The organism is Streptomyces sp. NPDC047072 (assembly GCF_040643855.1).
Taxonomy (GTDB): Bacteria; Actinomycetota; Actinomycetes; order Streptomycetales; family Streptomycetaceae; genus Streptomyces.
In genome coordinates, this window is record NZ_JBEYVC010000005.1 from 128,714 (window position 1) to 144,933 (window position 16,220).

Sequence of the window (16,220 nt, forward strand, 5' to 3'; positions counted from 1 at the left end):
GGGTGTGAATCAAGGGGTACGGGCCAGCAGTTGCCCCTTCGGCTCCGTGAACTCGCCGTCCGCGACGATGCGTTCGCCGCGCAGCCACGTCGACTTCACGACGCCGTACAGGGTCTTGCCCGCGTACGCCGTGACGCGGTTGCGGTGCTGAAGTTCGGCCGGGTCCACGGTGAAGGTCTCGTCCGGGGCGAGGACGGCGAAGTCGGCGTCGCGGCCCGCCTCGATGGCGCCCTTGCGGTCGAGACCGGCCAACTCCGAGGTCTGCGTGGACATCCAGCGGACCACGTCGTCGAGCGAGTGCCCCCGCTTCCGCGCCTCGGTCCACACCGCGGCCAGGCTCAGCTGCAGACCCGAGATGCCGCCCCACGCCGTCGCGAAGTCGTCCGTCTTCAGGTCGGCCGTCGACGGCGAGTGGTCGGTGACCACGCAGTCGATGGTGCCGTCGGCCAGCGCCTGCCACAGCAGGTCCTGGTTGGCCAACTCGCGGATGGGCGGGCAGCACTTGAACTCGCTGGCGCCGTCGGGGACTTCCTCGGCGGTCAGGGTCAGGTAGTGCGGGCAGGTCTCCACGGTGATCCGGACGCCCTCGGCCTTCGCAGCGGCGATCAGCGGCAGCGCGTCGGACGAGGACAGGTGCAGGACGTGCACACGCGCGTCCAACCGCTTGGCCTGGGCGATGAGTTGGGCGACCGCCGTGTCCTCGGCGCCCCTTGGCCGGGAGGCGAGGAAGTCGGCGTACCTGGGGCCGCCCTGCTGCGGGGCCGTCTCCAGGTGGTGCGGGTCCTCCGCGTGCACGATGAGCAGGCCGTCGAAGGAGGCGATCTCGGCCAGAGAGCGGGCGAGTTGGTCCTGGTCCAGGTGCGGGAACTCGTCCACGCCGGACGGGGACAGGAAGGCCTTGAACCCGAAGACACCGGACTCGTGCAGCGGGCGCAGGTCCTTGACGTTGTCGGGCAGGGCGCCGCCCCAGAAGCCGACGTCGATGTGGGCCTTGTCGGCGGCGACCGCCTGCTTCGTACGGAGGTGGTCGACCGTGGTGGTCGGCGGGAGGGAGTTGAGGGGCATGTCGACGAGCGTGGTGATGCCGCCGGCCGCCGCCGCGCGCGTGGCGGTCCAGAAGCCCTCCCACTCGGTGCGGCCCGGGTCGTTGACGTGCACGTGGGTGTCGACCAGGCCCGGAAGCAGGACGTCATCGCCGAGGTCCTCCAGCCGGACGCCGTCGGCGACCGGGGCGTCGTACGGGAGGACGGCCGTGATCCTGCCGCCCGCTACCGCGACCGAAGCGGCGCGTGTTCCCTCGGGTGTGATGACGCGCGTCGAGCGCAGCACCAGTTCAGCGTCGGACACCCGGTCCCCTCTCCTGTCGAATGGCGGCGCCGCCATTTAACTTCCGCGTAACGGAATTCAACTTTCTGTTGAAGGAGTCTTCACTCCCGCTCCCGCGCCGTCAAGGGCACACTTCCCCCAGGGCGTCCACCGCCCACACTCTGGACGTTTCCATAAGGTGGAATTAGAATTCCGGCAAGCAGAACGTAGCTACGCACCAGCGGGGAGTCAACCGACCGCCGGGTAGGCTTCTGCCCTCCTGCCAGGCCCGAAAGGCAGCCCCGAAAGGAACGCGCCGTGCCGACGTCCAGCGCCAGCACCACCGACTCCGCCAAGTCCGGCGGCGGGGTCCAGTCCCTCGAGCGCGCCTTCGATCTGCTGGAGCGGATGGCGGACGCGGGCGGCGAGGTCGGCCTCAGCGAGCTCTCCGCGAGCAGCGGGCTGCCGCTGCCCACCATCCACCGCCTGATGCGCACGCTGGTCTCCTGCGGTTACGTCCGCCAGCAGCCCAACCGCCGCTACGCCCTCGGCCCGCGCCTGATCCGCCTCGGCGAGTCCGCCTCCCGGCTGCTCGGCACCTGGGCCCGCCCCTACCTGGCCCGCCTGGTCGAGGAGACCGGCGAGACGGCGAACATGGCGCTGCTCGACGGCGACGAGATCGTCTACGTCGCCCAGGTGCCGTCCAAGCACTCGATGCGGATGTTCACCGAGGTCGGCCGGCGTGTCCTGCCGCACTCCACGGGCGTCGGCAAGGCGCTGCTCGCCGGCTTCCCCGACGACGAGGTGCGCGCGCTGCTCTCCCGTACCGGTATGCCGGCCGCGACGGAGAAGACGATCACCACGCCGGACGGCTTCCTCGCGGCGCTCGTGGGCGTCCGAGACCAGGGCTACGCGGTCGACGACAACGAGCAGGAGATCGGGGTGCGCTGTCTCGCCGTCTCCGTCCCCAACTCCCCCACCGCCGCGGCCATTTCCATCTCGGGCCCTGCGGGGCGGGTCACGGAGGCGGCGACGGACAAGATCGTGCCGGTGCTCCAGCAGGTGGCCGTGGAACTGTCGGAGGCGCTGGCGAGTTCGGGCGGTACGGCGGCCTGAGGGCTCTTCTCAGGGGGTCTCGACGGTGAAGTGCGAGACGGAGTGCGGGTCGGCGGTCCGGAAGGACGCAAGGCCCTTGTAGAGGGCAAGCCAGACGCGGTCGCCGTTCGGGGAGATCGCTACGGACATGGGGGTCTGGTCCAGGTCGACCGTGCCCGCCAGCGCCGTCATCGTCCTGGTGTCCACGACGGAGACGTCGCCGTTGCCGAAGAGGTCGTTGATGACATAGAGGCGCCGGCCGTCATGGCTCGCGACCATCCTGTGCCCGAAGGCGCTGGGCACGTCGGCCATGCCCTGCACCACGCCGCTCTCGGTGTCCAGGGCCACCACGGCCCCGCGCTCATGGTCCTGTGCGCGATCGCCCGTCTCCACGACCGCGTAGAGGCGTACGCCGTCGGCCGGGTCCACGGTGAGCGCCATGGGTCTGCCGCCGACGCCGATCGGTGCGCCGACGGCCTTGCCGGTGCTCGTGTCGATCACCGAGATCGACGTGCCCCGGGCCACGTAGAGGCGTCGGCCGTCATGGCTCACCGTGGCGTCGATCCAGTCCTTGCCCAGGGAAATGCGAGGGCCGGACACCTCGTTCGTGCGCGTGTCGAGGGCCACGGCCTCGTCGGGGTCCTTGCTGAGCACCCAGGCGCGCTGGTCCGGGGCGATCTCGATCCCGACCGGCGTGCCGCCCGGGCGCAGGGGTGTGCCCACCGGTTCCATCTCCTGCGTGGCGAACACAGTGATCGTGCGGCTCGCGGGCTGCACGAGATACAGGTAACCGCCGCCATCGCCCGGCACCACCTCCGAGGCCGGCGAGGCGAGCCTGACAGGGCCCTTGATCGTCCGGCCGTTCGACGCGTCGAGGACGCTGATCCATCCCGGGCGCTTCAGGGGGTCCTTGGCCGCTGCCCAGTACAACTCGGTGGTGAAGTACAGGCTCTTGCCGTCCTCGGCGTAAACGACATCCAGCGGGGTCACCGCCGTACGGTCCGCCGTGCGGCTCCCGAGGATCCCGCCGCCCACGGACAGGGCGGGGAGGACCACGAGAACCGCCACCAGCACCTGCCATCGGGGCCGCCGCATCGGTCCCTCGACGGTCCGGCCCCAACGCGCCAGAGCGGTCACGAGGAGAGCCAACGCCACGGGTGCGGCCGCGACCAACAGGACATTCCTCAAGGGCTCGTAGAACTCACCGAGCCACATGTACGTCGATGCCGTCACCGCGAACGTGACCGCCGCCCAGCCGAGCAGGAAGGCGTGTCCGAGGCGGCGGGGTGCGACGACCGCCGCACCCAGCGGGACGACCGCCAGCGTCAGGCCGGCGGCGAAGAACGCGTGGAACCAGTAGGCGAGTTGGCGGTTCGGGTTGATCTGCCGCAGCCCCGCCATCTGGTGCAGCAGGAGCACCGACGCCACCGCGCCGAGAAGGACCGCGCCGCACGCCGCGCCCAGCAGCACCCAGCTTCGGAGGCCCTGGGGCGGGCGGAGATCGAGGGCGGCTTCCCCGTCACGTACCAGTACGGCCACGGCGACGGCAGCGCCCACCAACAGCGCCGCGTGACCGGCGAGTTGCAGTCGGGCGGAGTCCGTGGAGGAGACGTAGCCGCCGGTCGCCTGCTCGATGAAGAACACCAGGCCCCATGGGGATGCGGCCGCGGCTCCCAGCAGTACACCCGGCCCGGCCGGTCCCCGCAGCCTCGGCACGATCAGGAGAACGGCCGCGACCAGGGCGACCGCGGACATGCCGACGACGTAGCAGCCGATGCCGTCCCGCACCGCCGCGCCGAACGTCGAAGGGGACCCGCCGACGTCGTACAGCAGCCCGCGGATCATCAACACCGAACCGAGCAGGGCCAGTAGACCTGCCGCGCCTCGCAGACCGAACGCGTACCCGGCCGTTCGGACGCGCGGCACCGCACTGCGGACAGGCCCCAGGAGCAGTTCCTTCAACAGGTGTGCCACAGGCGGGTGTTCGGAGCGCGGTACCAGGACGTCGGCCTCCGGCACCTGCGGCTCGTCGACCGCCGCAGGCTCCACGACCGCCTCCACCTCCCGCCCCAGCAACTCGCCCGCCGCCGCCGACACCCGCCGGCTGTCGTCCCGGGCCAGGAGTTCGAGCTGGTCGGCCACCTTCGCCCGCACCGTCTCGTTGCCGACGCGGCGCAGGCGGGCGAGGCCGTCCAGGGCGGAGAGGCGGTCGTCGGGGACGGGGCTGTCCAGGGCGTTGCGGAGGTGGGAGGGGAGGTTCCAGTGGACGTTGCGGGCGATGACGATGCGGCCCTCGACGTTGTCCTGGCGCTTGGGCCGCTGCTGCGGCATCTCGTCGACCACCCGGTCGTGGACGTAGCGGTACAGCTCGTCGAGGGTGATGTCGCCGTCGCCGTCCAGGTCGGCGGCGCCCTCCCGCAGCCCCGTGACCAGGTGCCGGGTGAAGACCGACTGGACGGCGGAGCCGCTGAGCCGGTCGCCCTCGTAGGAGTACTGCATGGCGTCGGACGCGGTCAGGACCGTACGGCCGCGGCCCTGGAACCGTTCGAGCGTGTGCACCCCCGGGGCGGACTTGGCGAGGCGCCTCGCCGGGAACGCGCCGCTGTAGCAGCAGTCCAGGATCAGGACCTGGCGGCGCGACTCGCTGCCGGCCATGGCCTGGTCGACCTGCTCGGCGGGGAGCGAGGTGAACAGCAGGCTGCCGCGGCGGGTGTTGCGCATCGCCAGATACAGCCGGCCGTCCTCGTCCTTGAGGCCGTGGCCGGTGAAGTACAGCAGGACGAGGTCGTCGCTGCGCCGGCCGTCGAAGAGTTCGCCGACCGCCTCGCCGACGCGGTAGTGCGGTTCGTTGACGAGGAGGGTGACGTCGAAACCGGCGACGGCGGGGTCGCGCAGTACCTCGGCGAGCGCCTCGGCGTCATGGGCGGGGGCGGTGAGGCGACCGAGTCCCGGATCGTCGTGCTCGTACGTGGCGACCAACAGCGCGAGACGGCGGCTCATGCCGGACGCCAGGCTTCCAACTCTGCTGGTTCTCCGGGTCTGTTCGCCCGGTCCGTCGTGCTCATGGGCACCCCCGTACCGTACGGCCGCACACGCGGTGTACGCACAGTGTGGCGCTCGGTCACGTCTGATGACAGCCTTTCGCCGAAGACGTCACCCTCGCTTGACGGGCAGCGGGCGGAGCCCACGGCGGGTTCAGCGGCGCGGCTCCCCGAACAGCTCCACCGCGTTGCGTACGTCCGTCAGTCCCCGCGACAGCGCGCTCACCGAGCCGATCGCCCCGGCGATGAGCAGCAACGACCTTCGCAGGCGCGGGATTTCGGGGGCGCCGTCGATCGTCATCGCGGCCAGCGCGGCGAGTTCGTCCTCGGCGATGCCGCGGTCGGGGAACTCCGCGGGGTGCGCGGCGAGTTCGCGGCGCAGCCGGGACACCGCGGTCCGCAGCTCCGCCACTCTCGGGTCCTCGTCGATGCCGGTCACTGGCCTCTGCCCTACGCTCCGCAACACAGCTCTCCCCCTCGCACGCCTTCGTGCGCCACAGCATCGTGAACTTCCCGCGGCGTCGGTCAGGCGCCAGGGGACGCGGGTCAGTAAACGCCACGGAGTGCGCCGGGCGCCACCGTACGGACCGAAATTCAGCCCCTGAAAACCCGGCGTACGCCGGTACGTCAGGTATGCAGGAGGCATGACGGAGAACGAGGAGCAGGTGGCCGGGCTGCTGCTGGCCGCGGGCGGCGGGCGGCGGCTGGGCGGCCGCCCCAAGGCCCTGCTCGAACACCGGGGCCGACCGCTCGTCGAACACGCGGTCGGCGTCCTGCGCGCCGCCGGCTGCACCCGGGTCCATGTGGTCCTGGGCGCCGCCGCGGCGGCCGTACGGGAGCGGGCGCGGCTCGACGACTGCGTAGTGGTGGAGAACCCGGAGTGGGCCGAGGGCATGGGGTCGTCGCTGCGGGCCGGGCTGGATTCGCTGGCCGGGACGGGGGCGCTGGCCGTCGTGGTCTCGCTGGTGGACCAGCCGGGCATCGGACCGGAGGCGGTACGGCGGGTCCTCGCGGCCTTCGGCGGCCCTGCCTCGCTCGCCGCGGCGGCCTACGACGGTGTCCGCGGCCATCCCGTCCTGTTCGGCCGCGCCCACTGGGCCGGGATCGCCGCGACTGCGACCGGCGACCGAGGGGCACGCGTGTATCTGAGGGAGCACCGGGAGGCGCTCACGCTGGTCGAGTGCGGGGACGTGGCCCAGGCGTACGACATCGACACGCTCGACGATCTCCGGCACCTGGAATGACTCGATCCGGAGAATCTCGACATCAACAAATCATTGAACTTCCACGATAAGGAAACTACTATCCACTCACAGCCTCCGGCACGGAACCGCCCGCGCCGGGCGGCTCCGGCCCGTTGAAGGAGAAGTGACCGCTCATGTCCGCACCAGCGCCGTCCCCGCTGGCCATCGTCGACGCCGAGCCGCTGCCCCGGCAGGAGGAGGTCCTCACCGAGGCGGCCCTCGCCTTCGTGGCCGAGCTGCACCGCCGGTTCACGCCCCGGCGTGACGAGCTCCTCGCCCGCCGCGCCGAGCGCCGTGCCGAGATCGCCCGCACCTCCACGCTGGACTTCCTCCCGGAGACGGCCGCGATCCGCGCCGACGACTCCTGGAAGGTGGCCCCCTCCCCCGCGGCCCTGAACGACCGCCGGGTCGAGATCACCGGCCCCACCGACCGCAAGATGACCATCAACGCGCTCAACTCCGGTGCCAAGGTGTGGCTCGCGGACTTCGAGGACGCCTCCGCGCCGACGTGGGAGAACGTCGTCCTGGGGCAGGTCAACCTGGCGGACGCGTACACCCGGAACATCGACTTCACGGACTCCACCAGCGGCAAGTCGTACGCCCTCAAGGCCGACGAGGAGCTCGCCACCGTCGTCATGCGCCCACGCGGCTGGCACCTCAACGAGCGGCACCTGGTCGACGCGAACGGCGCCCAAGTGCCGGGCGCCCTGGTCGACTTCGGCCTCTACTTCTTCCACAACGCGCAGCGGCTGCTGGACCTCGGCAAGGGCCCGTACTTCTACCTGCCCAAGACCGAGTCTCACCTCGAAGCCCGGCTGTGGAACGAGGTGTTCGTCTTCGCGCAGGAGTACTGCGGTATCCCGCAGGGCACGATCCGCGCGACCGTGCTGATCGAGACGATCACGGCGGCGTACGAGATGGAGGAGATCCTCTACGAACTCCGCGACCACGCCTCGGGGTTGAACGCGGGCCGCTGGGACTATCTGTTCTCCATCGTGAAGAACTTCCGTGACGGCGGCGCCAAGTTCGTCCTCCCGGACCGCAACGCGGTCACGATGACGGCCCCGTTCATGCGCGCGTACACCGAACTCCTCGTCCGCACCTGCCACAAGCGCGGTGCGCACGCGATCGGCGGCATGGCGGCCTTCATCCCCTCGCGCCGGGACGCCGAGGTCAACAAGGTGGCCTTCGAGAAGGTCCGCGCCGACAAGGACCGTGAGGCCGGCGACGGTTTCGACGGCTCCTGGGTGGCCCACCCCGACCTGGTCCCGATCGCCATGGAGTCCTTCGACAAGGTCCTCGGCGACCGGCCCAACCAGAAGGACCGGCTGCGCGAGGACGTCCACGTCGAGGCGGCCGACCTGATCGCGGTCGACTCGCTGGAGGCGAAGCCGACGTACCCCGGTCTGGTCAACGCCGTGCAGGTGGGCATCCGTTACATCGAGGCGTGGCTGCGCGGGCTCGGCGCGGTCGCCATCTTCAACCTCATGGAGGACGCGGCGACCGCCGAGATCTCCCGCTCGCAGATCTGGCAGTGGATCAACGCGGGCGTCGAGTTCGAGAACGGCGAGAAGGCCACGCCCGAGCTGGCCCGCGAGGTCGCCGCGGAGGAACTCGCGGGCATCCGCGCGGAATTGGGCGAGGAGGCGTTCGCGGCGGGCCACTGGCAGCAGGCCCACGACCTCCTCCTCCAGGTCTCCCTGGACGAGGACTACGCGGACTTCCTGACCCTTCCGGCGTACGAGCAGCTCAAGGGCTGACCCTCACGAAGACGCCTTGTCCGAGTGGCCCAGGGACTTTCCCGGGGCCACTCGGTCGCGTACGGCCTGCTTCACGGCCGTGGGTTCCGGGAAGCCCTGCTCCCGGCGGTCCCAGACGACCTCGTCGTCGACGCGGACGACGAAGACGCCGCCGGTGCCGGGCTTCAGCGCCAGTTCCGTCAGCTCCGCCTCGAAGGTCGTGAGCAGCTCCTGCGCCAGCCAGGCCGCCCGCGGCAACCAGCGGCACTGGGTGCAGTACTCGATCTCGACACGACCGCTCATCCGAGGTGCACCGACCAATCCTGTTCCGCGGCCGGTTTGCCGTGCAGGTCGGGGACCTGTTTCAGCCACTTGGGCCGGCCTTGCTGAGTCCGCGCCGCCCGGAGGGCCTCCTCGGCGGCGAGTTCCTCCCGGGAGGGGAAGTCCGTGGGCAGCCAGGTCCCGGAGGCCTTCACGCGCGCGTGGAGGTACGTCACATAGGCCTCGCGCGCCTCGTCCGCGGTCGCGAAGTCGGTGAGCCAGGCGTCGGGGACCTCGGCGACGATCCCGCGCAGCAGCTCCTCCGTCACCTTGGGCGCCAGCTCCGCGTCGGCGGCCCGGACGTCGGGGGCGTAGTGGCCGAGGGCGTGGTGGCGGAAGTCGTACGCCTTCGTCGGGTCGGACCCGTCCCAGCGGTGGTGGAAGACGAGGGCCGCTCCGTGGTCGATCAGCCACAGGCGCGGGGGCGCGACGCCCAGCGTGGGCCAGACCATGAGGTTCGAGCTGTGCACCGTACGGTCGACGTTGACGGTGAGCGCGTCGAGCCAGACGATCCGCCCGGCCTCCAGTGGGTCGACCGGGAACACCTTGGCGAGTTCGGGGCTGAAGTCGGCGGCGCCCGGCAGGTAGTCCATGCCGAGGTTGAGGCCCGCGCTGGCGCTGTGGAGTTCCCGGACCTCCTGGTGGGGCTCGCTCGCGGCGATCTCCGGGTCGAAGTGCACCAGCACCAGCTCGGGGAAGCGCAGCCCGAGCGCCCGGGCCAGCTCGCCGACGATCACCTCGGCGACCAGCGCCTTGCGGCCCTGCGCGGAGCCGGTGAACTTGACGACGTACGTGCCCAGGTCGTCGGCCTCCATGACTCCGGGGACGGAGCCGCCGGAGCGCAGCGGGGTCACGTAGCGGGTCGCGGTGACTTCTCTCAGCATGAAGTGACCATAGTAACCGCGGGTGATCGAGTGCGCGTGCCTACGACGGGTCGCCGTCGGCCGCGGCCAGCACGCGGGCCGCCTCACGGACCGCGGCGGTGTTGGCCTTGCCCTGGCGGGAGCCGGCGAGCTTGGCCTTGATGTGGTCGCGGATCAGGATGGGCTCGTAGGCGAGGCCGTCGTCGGCGTCGAGGTGGCTGGGGAGCGTGGAGACGACGGCGTCGATGTTGCCGTCGTGGAAGTAGGCGACGGAGCGGCGGCGCCGGATGGTGCCGTCGACGATCGGCGGCTTGACCCGGTGCAGGGTGGACATCCAGCGGTCGTTGGTCAGCCGGGCGGTGAGGTCGCCGAGGTTGACCAGCAGGGCGCCGTCGGTGGGAGCCACGTCGTGCCAGACGCCGTCACCGCTCAGGACCTGGAGGCCGGCGACCTGGTCCGCCCAGAGCACGGTGACGAGGCCGAAGTCGGTGTGCTCGCCCATGCCCGTCAGGTCGCCGTCCAGGGTGACCGTGCCTTCCGGCAGGGCGTAGTGGTTCATCCGGAGCACGTCGACCGAGTGGTCGGTGAGGGAGGCGAAGAAGTCGTGCGGCAGGCCGAGGGCGTCGGCGAAGACCGTGGTGAGGGTACGGGCGACCCGGCCGGCCTGCGCGTAGTACGCCTCGGTCTTCGCGCGGAAACCGTCGAGGTCGGGCCAGACGTTGATGCCGTAGTCGTCCTCCGACAGGTCCAGATGGGTGAACGAGCGGGCCTCGGTGCCGATGTTGAAGGCCTCGAAGAAGTCGTTCATGCGGCTGGCCGACTCGACGCCGAGGCTCAGGCTCAGCGACTCGCTCCTGGGCGGGCTGTAGCCGCGGTTGGCACCCTCGACGCGGTAGGACTTCTTGACCTCGGGCGGGAGGGCGAAGAAGGCGTCCATGGCCTTCTTCAGGCCGTCGACGACGTCGTCCGGGATGCCGTGGCCGAGGACCTGGACGAAGCCCACCGTCGAGCAGGCGGCGTCCATCTGCCGGCTGACCAGGGCTTTGGCCTCCGCGGTGCCGTCGTGGGTGTAGGCGCTGATGTCGACGACCGGGACCGCGAAAGGAAGGCGGGACATGCTGTCTCCTCAGGGGTGTCGTTACGCGACCGTCGCGGCCAGGGCGCGCTCGGTGAAGTAGTCGGCGGCGAGGACGGGCTCGTAGCAGGCGCCGCCTCCGACGGGAGGAGCGAACGGCTCGATGGTCTGGTCCATATCGGCCTCCATGAACATGATCAGGCTGATGAGTTCCTCGGCGGGCGCCTCCGCGGGCGGCGGCAGGACGCGGTGGCGGGTGGAACGCCAGCGGTCTCCCGTCCAACGGGCCAGCAGGTCGGCGATGTTGACGGTGTAGGCGCCCTCGACGTAGGGGGCTCGGCCCAGTCGCCGTCGAGCGGCTGTACCTGGAGGCCGCCGTAGCCGGTCTGGCGGTCGAGGATCGTCAGCATCCCCCAGTCGGTGTGCGGGGCGACGCGGAACTGCCCGTCCTGCGCCGTGCCCACCTCGTCCATGGCCGGGTAGCGGTTGATGTTGAAGGTGTGCGGCGAGTTCCGGGTCCGGTCGCGGAAGAAGTGCTCGGGCAGCCGCAGTGCGGTCGCGAGCATCTCCAGGAGGTCGTCGTAGAGCTTACGGGCGGCGTCCGCCCACCGCCCGCCGAGCACGGCGAGTTCGGGCACCTCCGCGGGCCAGACGTTGGGCAAAAACCACTGGGCGTCGAGTGCGGTGTCTGAGGTGGTGTGGTCACGGCCCGCCGTGAAGGTCTCCTTGAGATCCGCCTTGGCGGGGTCCGCGTCGACGCCGTAGAAGGAGTTGGCCTCGTCCCCCTTGGCGATCCAGCCGCGTCCGCCGACGTGGGTGCGGTAGCGCGCCTTGGCCTCGCGCGGCAGCGCGAAGAACCGCCCGGCCGCGGAGCGGATGCCGGCGAGCAGCTCCGGGGGGATGCCGTGGCCGGAGACCAGGAAGAAGCCGGAGTCCCGCATGGCCCGGTCGAGGCGCTCGGCGAGCCGTTCGCGCTGGGCCGTGCCGCCCGTGCGCCAGGCGGAGATGTCGATGAGCGGGATGTCGGGAGTTGCCATGGCGTGCCTTCCGTTCGGATGTGGGGTCAGGCTGTGCGTACTGTGCGTTCGGTCCGCCGGGCCAGCAGCCAGTAGCAGCCGCCGCCCACGAGGAGCCCGGCGAGGACGGACAGGTCGGTGTCGTCGGTGAGGTGGGCCAGCCAGCCGCTCCAGACGCCGGTGACGAGCCAGAGCGCGGAGGCGGTCATGCCGAGCAGTTGCGCGGTGAGCCCGGCGGTCCAGGTGCGCGGCTGGTGGCCGAGGTCGTGGTCGCCGCGGCGCAGGAGATGGGCGAGGACGTAGATCGCCGACCAGGGCGCGAACCAGACGATCGAGAAGAGCAGGAAGTCGCTGACCGCGCTGTAGAAGTCGCCGGACAGGGTGACGACCGCGGCGAGGACGGTGCACACCACGGTGTCCAGGAGAACGGCCTGCCAGCGGTTGAACGGGAGGCCCGCGGCTTGCAGGGTGAGTCCGCTGGAGTAGCAGTTGACGCCGTTGAGGGCCGCCAACTGGACGATGAGCAGCACCAGGTAGGTCACGATGAACCAGGTGGGATAGGTCCCCGACAGACCGCTGACCGGGTCGCTCGCGGCCGGGGTGACCGTGGCCACGCAGGCGCCCGTGACCATCAGCAGGATCTGCGGCACCGCCCCGCCGAGAGCGACGGCGGCAACCACCCGGCTCGGCTTGGTGTCGGCGGGCAGATACCGGGAGAGATCGGTGGCGTTCGGTGTCCAGCCCAGGCCGCTCGCGGAGGCGATCAGGGCCACACCGCCGAGGAAGACCGACAGGGTGGACGGCTGGGTCGAGACGTAGTCGAAGCGGTCGGCGGTCAGCCAGGCAAGGAGCAGGAAGACGACCGCGAAGGGCGCCGCGAGCAGGTTCAGCACCCTGGTGATCAGGGCGTGGCCCATCAGGGGCAGGGTGCTCTGCACCGCGGAGAAGAGCACGATGACGCCGACCTGGCCCCACTCGGAGACCCGGACGTCGGCCAGGCCCAGCAGCGAGGTCGCCGCCAGCGCCATCAGTACGGTGTCCAGGACCTGGTAGCCGACCTGCATCAGCCAGTTGAACAGCGCCAGCAGCCGGTTGCCGGGGACGCCCATGATCGTGCGGTTGACCATGAAGGTGGTCGTGCCCGCGCGGGGGCCGGGCAGGCTGGCGAGTGACGATCCAGGTCAGGTTGCCGAGGACGATCGCCAGGGCGGCCTGCCACAGCGACAGGCCGAGACTGATCAGGAGAGCGCCGTAGACGACGGTGAAGACGTTGAGCACCATGCCGCTCCACAGCAGCCCCAGGTGGCGTACCCGTCCGCGGCGCTCAGCGGGCGGGACGACGTCGATCGAGTGCTGCTCCATCAGCTTGTGCCGACTGCTCGGGGTTATCGGCTCGTCGGGGATGACCTCGGATCCGGGTAGCACGGCCGCCACTCCTCACACGCTCACGACGGTAGGATCAGAGGACTCGCCACATCGGAACCGATGGACGTCTTGAATGTCCTCACTTATCGATTACGGCGATTCCGAGTTTCCACAGCAATCGTTTTGCGTAACGGCGACGTTAACGTCGTAGACAAGGAGGGCGGTACGTCGATGTCGAGCGACCCCACCCGGCTCGACGAGGCCCTTCTGGCCCGTCGGGTCGGCGAGCAGGTGAAGGCCCTGCGTAATAAGTCAGGGCTGTCAACGCGCGCACTGGCGGCGGCCGCCGGGATCAGCCAGCCCTTCCTCAGTCAGGTGGAGCGCGGGGTCTCCACGCCCTCGATGATCACGACCTACCGGCTGGCCGAGGCGCTCGGTGTCCTGCCCGGCGCGCTGCTGCCGCCGGCCGAGGAGCGGGCGGTCACCGTCGTCCGGGCGGACGAAGGCGATCGCCTGCCCGTCGCCGCCCGCCCGGACGCGGCGGTCGGCCGGGCGCTGCTGATGCGTCCCGACAGCGCGCTGGAGATCGTCGAGTACGAGATCCGGCCGGGCGAGTACATCGAGGAGTGGTTCGAACTGGAAGGAGAACTCGGCCTGTTCGTCGTGACGGGCCGTATCCGGGTCGAACTGGAGGGCGGCGGTGTGCACGAGCTGGGCCCGCGGGACTTCATCTCCCACCCGGCGTCGATGCGCCACCGCTGGCACCTCGACGGCGACGAGCCCGCCCATGTGGTCCTGAGCCTGGCGCATCCCTCGCGCGACTGAGGCCCCCCGGAAGGCGCCTCAGGCCCTCGCAGCGAGCCGCCCCGCGCGTACGGCCGCGACGACACCCCCGTCGACGAGCAGATCGGTCCCGGTGACGAAGCCGGCGCCGGGGCCGAGCAGGAACGCGGCGGCCTCGGCGATGTCGTCGGGGGTGCCCAGGCGGCCGGTCCCGGACGCGGCGATCATGGCGCGCATCATCCTGCCGTTCTCGCCGTCGAGTTCCTCCTGGCCCATGGGGGTGGCGATGACACCGGGACTGATGGAGTTGACGCGGGCTCCGCGCTCCCCCCAGGCGGTACTGGCCGCCTGGACCCGGAGCCGGTTGCCGTACTTGGCCAGGCTGTAGGCGCCCTGCCCCAGGGACTCGGGGTTGGTGAAGGGCAGGTCCAGCAGGTCGTCGGCGGGCGTCAGGGCGAGCGCCCGCTCCTCCTCCGGGCCGAGCGGGACGGGCAGCAGGTGACCGGCCATGCTGGCGATCACGACACCGGCGCCGCCGGACGCGATCACCCGCCCGAACTCCTCCAGCACCAGCGCCGTGCCCAGCAGGTCCACCTTGAGGACGGCGGCCGGGGGTGCCTGCACGGGCGAGAGACCGGCCGTGTGCGCGACCTGGACGACCCGGCCGAGATCCCGCGCGGCGTCCGCGAGGGCCGCGACCGAGGAGCGCGAGGCGACGTCCACGACCCGTGTGACGACGTCGTGCCCCTGGCCGCGCAGCTGGTCCGAGACGGAGGCGAGCGTCTCCTCGTCGAAGTCCGCGAGCAGCACCTTTCTGCCGGGCCCCTGACGGCGGGCTATGGCCTGCCCCATTCCGCCCACCCCGATGACGACTACGACGTCCGCGTTCATGACCGCTCCTCATTTCGTTACGATACGTTTCGTAATTGAAGTGTACGTCTCGTAGGATGCCGTTCATGACCGAGGTACGGCGGCGGGGGCGGCCCCGGGACGAGGGCCGGGACGAGGCGATCCTCGACGCGGCGCGGGAGGCCCTGCTGCGGGACGGCTACGCGGGTCTGTCGATGGAGAAGGTCGCCGCCGCGGCCGGGGTCGGCAAGCCCACGCTCTACCGCCGCTGGCCGTCCAAGGCGGCCCTCGTCGGCGACGCCGTGGCCCACGCCGCCCTCGCTCTCGCTCCCGACCTGCGGCTGTCCCATTCGGACACGGCCGACGTGGCCGGGCAGGTGACCGACTGGTGCCGGGCCTACGCCGCCGCGGCCGGCGACCCGCACCACGCGGCGATGATCCTCGCCCTGACCGCTGCCGCCGCCGAGAGCCCGCACGCCGCGGAGAGCCTCTACCGGCGCCACACCCGCGCGCAGCACCAGGCCGTCGTGGACTGTCTGCGCGAGGGAGTGCACAGCGGCGAGTTCCGGGCCGACGCCGACCTGGAGGCCGTCGCCGACGCCTTGATCGGCTCCGTGCTGTACCAACTCCTCACCCACACGGCCACCACGTCGGCCACGCGCGTCGAGAACCTGCTCCAGACACTGCTGGCCGGACTGCGCGCCCGCGACTGATCACCCGGGTCAGGCGCGCAGGGCCCGCAGGATCACCGTCTTGGCCTCGCGGGAGACATGTGCCAGGGTCCGGTCGCTGCGGCCCAGCACCTGCACGGCGGCCGAGAGCACACCGGCCATCATGGCGACCGTCAGGGCGACGTCGTCGACCGGCCGGAATTCGCCGTTGTCGATGCCACGGCGTACGACGTCCTCGATACGTGCCCGCAGCCGCTCGGCCGACGGCAGTGCGGTGTCCACACGGGAAGGACCGCCCTGGAGGCCCTGCAGGGTGAGCAGCCGCAGGGCGCCGCCCGCGAAGCCCGCGAGCAGACGGTCGATCACGGCGCGGAGTTCGTCCTCCGTGCTCGCGTAGGGGCGCGTGCGGGCGTCGAGGTCCGCGATGACGCCGCGGATGGCCCGCTCGACGACCGCGACGAGCAGCGCGTCCTTGTCCTTCGCGTAGTTGTAGACGGTGTTGCGGGCGACGCCCGCCCGCTCGGCGACCCCGGCCAGCGTGAGGTCGGCGAAGCCGTCCTCCTCGACCACCGCCTCGAACGCGTCGAGCAGCCGGGTCATGGTGCGGTCCCGGTGCTCCGCGAGATTGGCCGCGCTGATCTTGGGCATCGCGTCAGCGCCTCCGCGTCGGCGCGGTGCCGGCGCACGGCCGACGGCGGATTCTGGTCACCGGGCGATTCTCGCAGACACCGGTCCAGAGCCCCTCTCACCACCAGGGGCCCGCCGCCGGCGGCTCCGAGCTGCTCGTGGACCGGCTCGCCGACGGACTGACCCGGCTGGGCCACCAGGTGACCCTGCTCTGCGGCGGCCCCGC

At 71.1% G+C, this 16,220-nt stretch carries 15 protein-coding genes and 1 pseudogene; 5 read left to right on the forward strand and 11 right to left on the reverse strand.

The annotated features are described in order from the left end of the window. Window positions 1-9: 9 nt before the first annotated feature. On the reverse strand, window positions 10-1,347 hold the full coding sequence (gene allB, locus ABZ896_RS03880) for an allantoinase AllB (protein WP_360921404.1): 1,338 nt from the start codon (window positions 1,345-1,347) through the stop codon (window positions 10-12). Between the two features lie 276 nt (window positions 1,348-1,623). Here allB and ABZ896_RS03885 point away from each other — a divergent pair, with 276 nt between their 5' ends. Next, window positions 1,624-2,421: an IclR family transcriptional regulator gene (locus ABZ896_RS03885; protein WP_360921407.1), complete on the forward strand. Its 798-nt coding sequence runs from the start codon at window positions 1,624-1,626 to the stop codon at window positions 2,419-2,421. A gap of 9 nt (window positions 2,422-2,430) precedes the next feature. On the opposite strand, the gene ABZ896_RS03890 is transcribed toward ABZ896_RS03885, so the two are convergent. Next, complete coding sequence (locus ABZ896_RS03890) at window positions 2,431-5,400, reverse strand: caspase family protein (RefSeq protein WP_360921410.1); 2,970 nt, start codon at window positions 5,398-5,400, stop codon at window positions 2,431-2,433. Between the two features lie 195 nt (window positions 5,401-5,595). Beyond that, entirely contained in the window at window positions 5,596-5,880 is a 285-nt protein-coding gene (locus ABZ896_RS03895) for a DUF5955 family protein (protein WP_360921413.1), read from the reverse strand. A 205-nt stretch (window positions 5,881-6,085) separates the two neighbouring features. Here ABZ896_RS03895 and ABZ896_RS03900 point away from each other — a divergent pair, with 205 nt between their 5' ends. Both ABZ896_RS03900 and aceB read left to right on the forward strand, forming a co-directional pair. Next, window positions 6,086-6,685: a nucleotidyltransferase family protein gene (locus tag ABZ896_RS03900; protein ID WP_360921416.1), complete on the forward strand. Its 600-nt coding sequence runs from the start codon at window positions 6,086-6,088 to the stop codon at window positions 6,683-6,685. 134 nt (window positions 6,686-6,819) lie between these two features. Beyond that, window positions 6,820-8,445, forward strand: a complete 1,626-nt coding sequence (gene aceB / locus ABZ896_RS03905; RefSeq protein ID WP_360921419.1) for a malate synthase A — start codon at window positions 6,820-6,822, stop codon at window positions 8,443-8,445. A gap of 3 nt (window positions 8,446-8,448) precedes the next feature. On the opposite strand, the gene ABZ896_RS03910 is transcribed toward aceB, so the two are convergent. The 6 genes and pseudogenes from ABZ896_RS03910 to ABZ896_RS03935 form a co-directional block, all read right to left on the reverse strand. Further along, a complete protein-coding gene (locus ABZ896_RS03910) occupies window positions 8,449-8,727 on the reverse strand; it encodes a SelT/SelW/SelH family protein (protein WP_360921422.1) in 279 nt (92 codons plus the stop codon). Next, entirely contained in the window at window positions 8,724-9,629 is a 906-nt protein-coding gene (locus tag ABZ896_RS03915) for a HipA family kinase (RefSeq protein ID WP_360921425.1), read from the reverse strand. Before ABZ896_RS03915 ends, ABZ896_RS03910 begins: the two co-directional genes overlap by 4 nt. A gap of 40 nt (window positions 9,630-9,669) precedes the next feature. After that, a complete protein-coding gene (locus ABZ896_RS03920; RefSeq protein ID WP_360921428.1) occupies window positions 9,670-10,725 on the reverse strand; it encodes a 2-oxoglutarate and iron-dependent oxygenase domain-containing protein in 1,056 nt (351 codons plus the stop codon). Between the two features lie 155 nt (window positions 10,726-10,880). After that, on the reverse strand, window positions 10,881-11,720 hold the full coding sequence (locus ABZ896_RS03925) for a 2-oxoglutarate and iron-dependent oxygenase domain-containing protein (RefSeq protein ID WP_360921455.1): 840 nt from the start codon (window positions 11,718-11,720) through the stop codon (window positions 10,881-10,883). 26 nt (window positions 11,721-11,746) lie between these two features. After that, on the reverse strand, window positions 11,747-12,859 hold the full coding sequence (locus ABZ896_RS03930; protein WP_360921458.1) for a cytosine permease: 1,113 nt from the start codon (window positions 12,857-12,859) through the stop codon (window positions 11,747-11,749). A 31-nt stretch (window positions 12,860-12,890) separates the two neighbouring features. Further along, window positions 12,891-13,061: pseudogene (locus ABZ896_RS03935) on the reverse strand (cytosine permease); the annotation flags it as partial. A gap of 234 nt (window positions 13,062-13,295) precedes the next feature. Between ABZ896_RS03935 and ABZ896_RS03940 the strand changes: the two are divergent. Continuing rightward, entirely contained in the window at window positions 13,296-13,889 is a 594-nt protein-coding gene (locus tag ABZ896_RS03940) for an XRE family transcriptional regulator (protein ID WP_360921431.1), read from the forward strand. An 18-nt stretch (window positions 13,890-13,907) separates the two neighbouring features. On the opposite strand, the gene ABZ896_RS03945 is transcribed toward ABZ896_RS03940, so the two are convergent. Further along, window positions 13,908-14,738, reverse strand: coding sequence for an SDR family oxidoreductase (locus ABZ896_RS03945; protein ID WP_360921434.1), 831 nt, complete (start codon window positions 14,736-14,738; stop codon window positions 13,908-13,910). Between the two features lie 65 nt (window positions 14,739-14,803). On the opposite strand from ABZ896_RS03945, the gene ABZ896_RS03950 reads away from it, so the two are divergent. Next, on the forward strand, window positions 14,804-15,409 hold the full coding sequence (locus tag ABZ896_RS03950; RefSeq protein ID WP_360921437.1) for a TetR/AcrR family transcriptional regulator: 606 nt from the start codon (window positions 14,804-14,806) through the stop codon (window positions 15,407-15,409). 9 nt (window positions 15,410-15,418) lie between these two features. Here ABZ896_RS03950 and ABZ896_RS03955 read toward each other — a convergent pair whose 3' ends face one another. Continuing rightward, window positions 15,419-16,015 carry a TetR/AcrR family transcriptional regulator gene (locus ABZ896_RS03955; RefSeq protein ID WP_360921441.1) on the reverse strand — a complete coding sequence of 199 codons (597 nt, stop codon included), beginning with the start codon at window positions 16,013-16,015 and terminating at the stop codon, window positions 15,419-15,421. Between the last annotated feature and the right edge of the window lie 205 nt (window positions 16,016-16,220).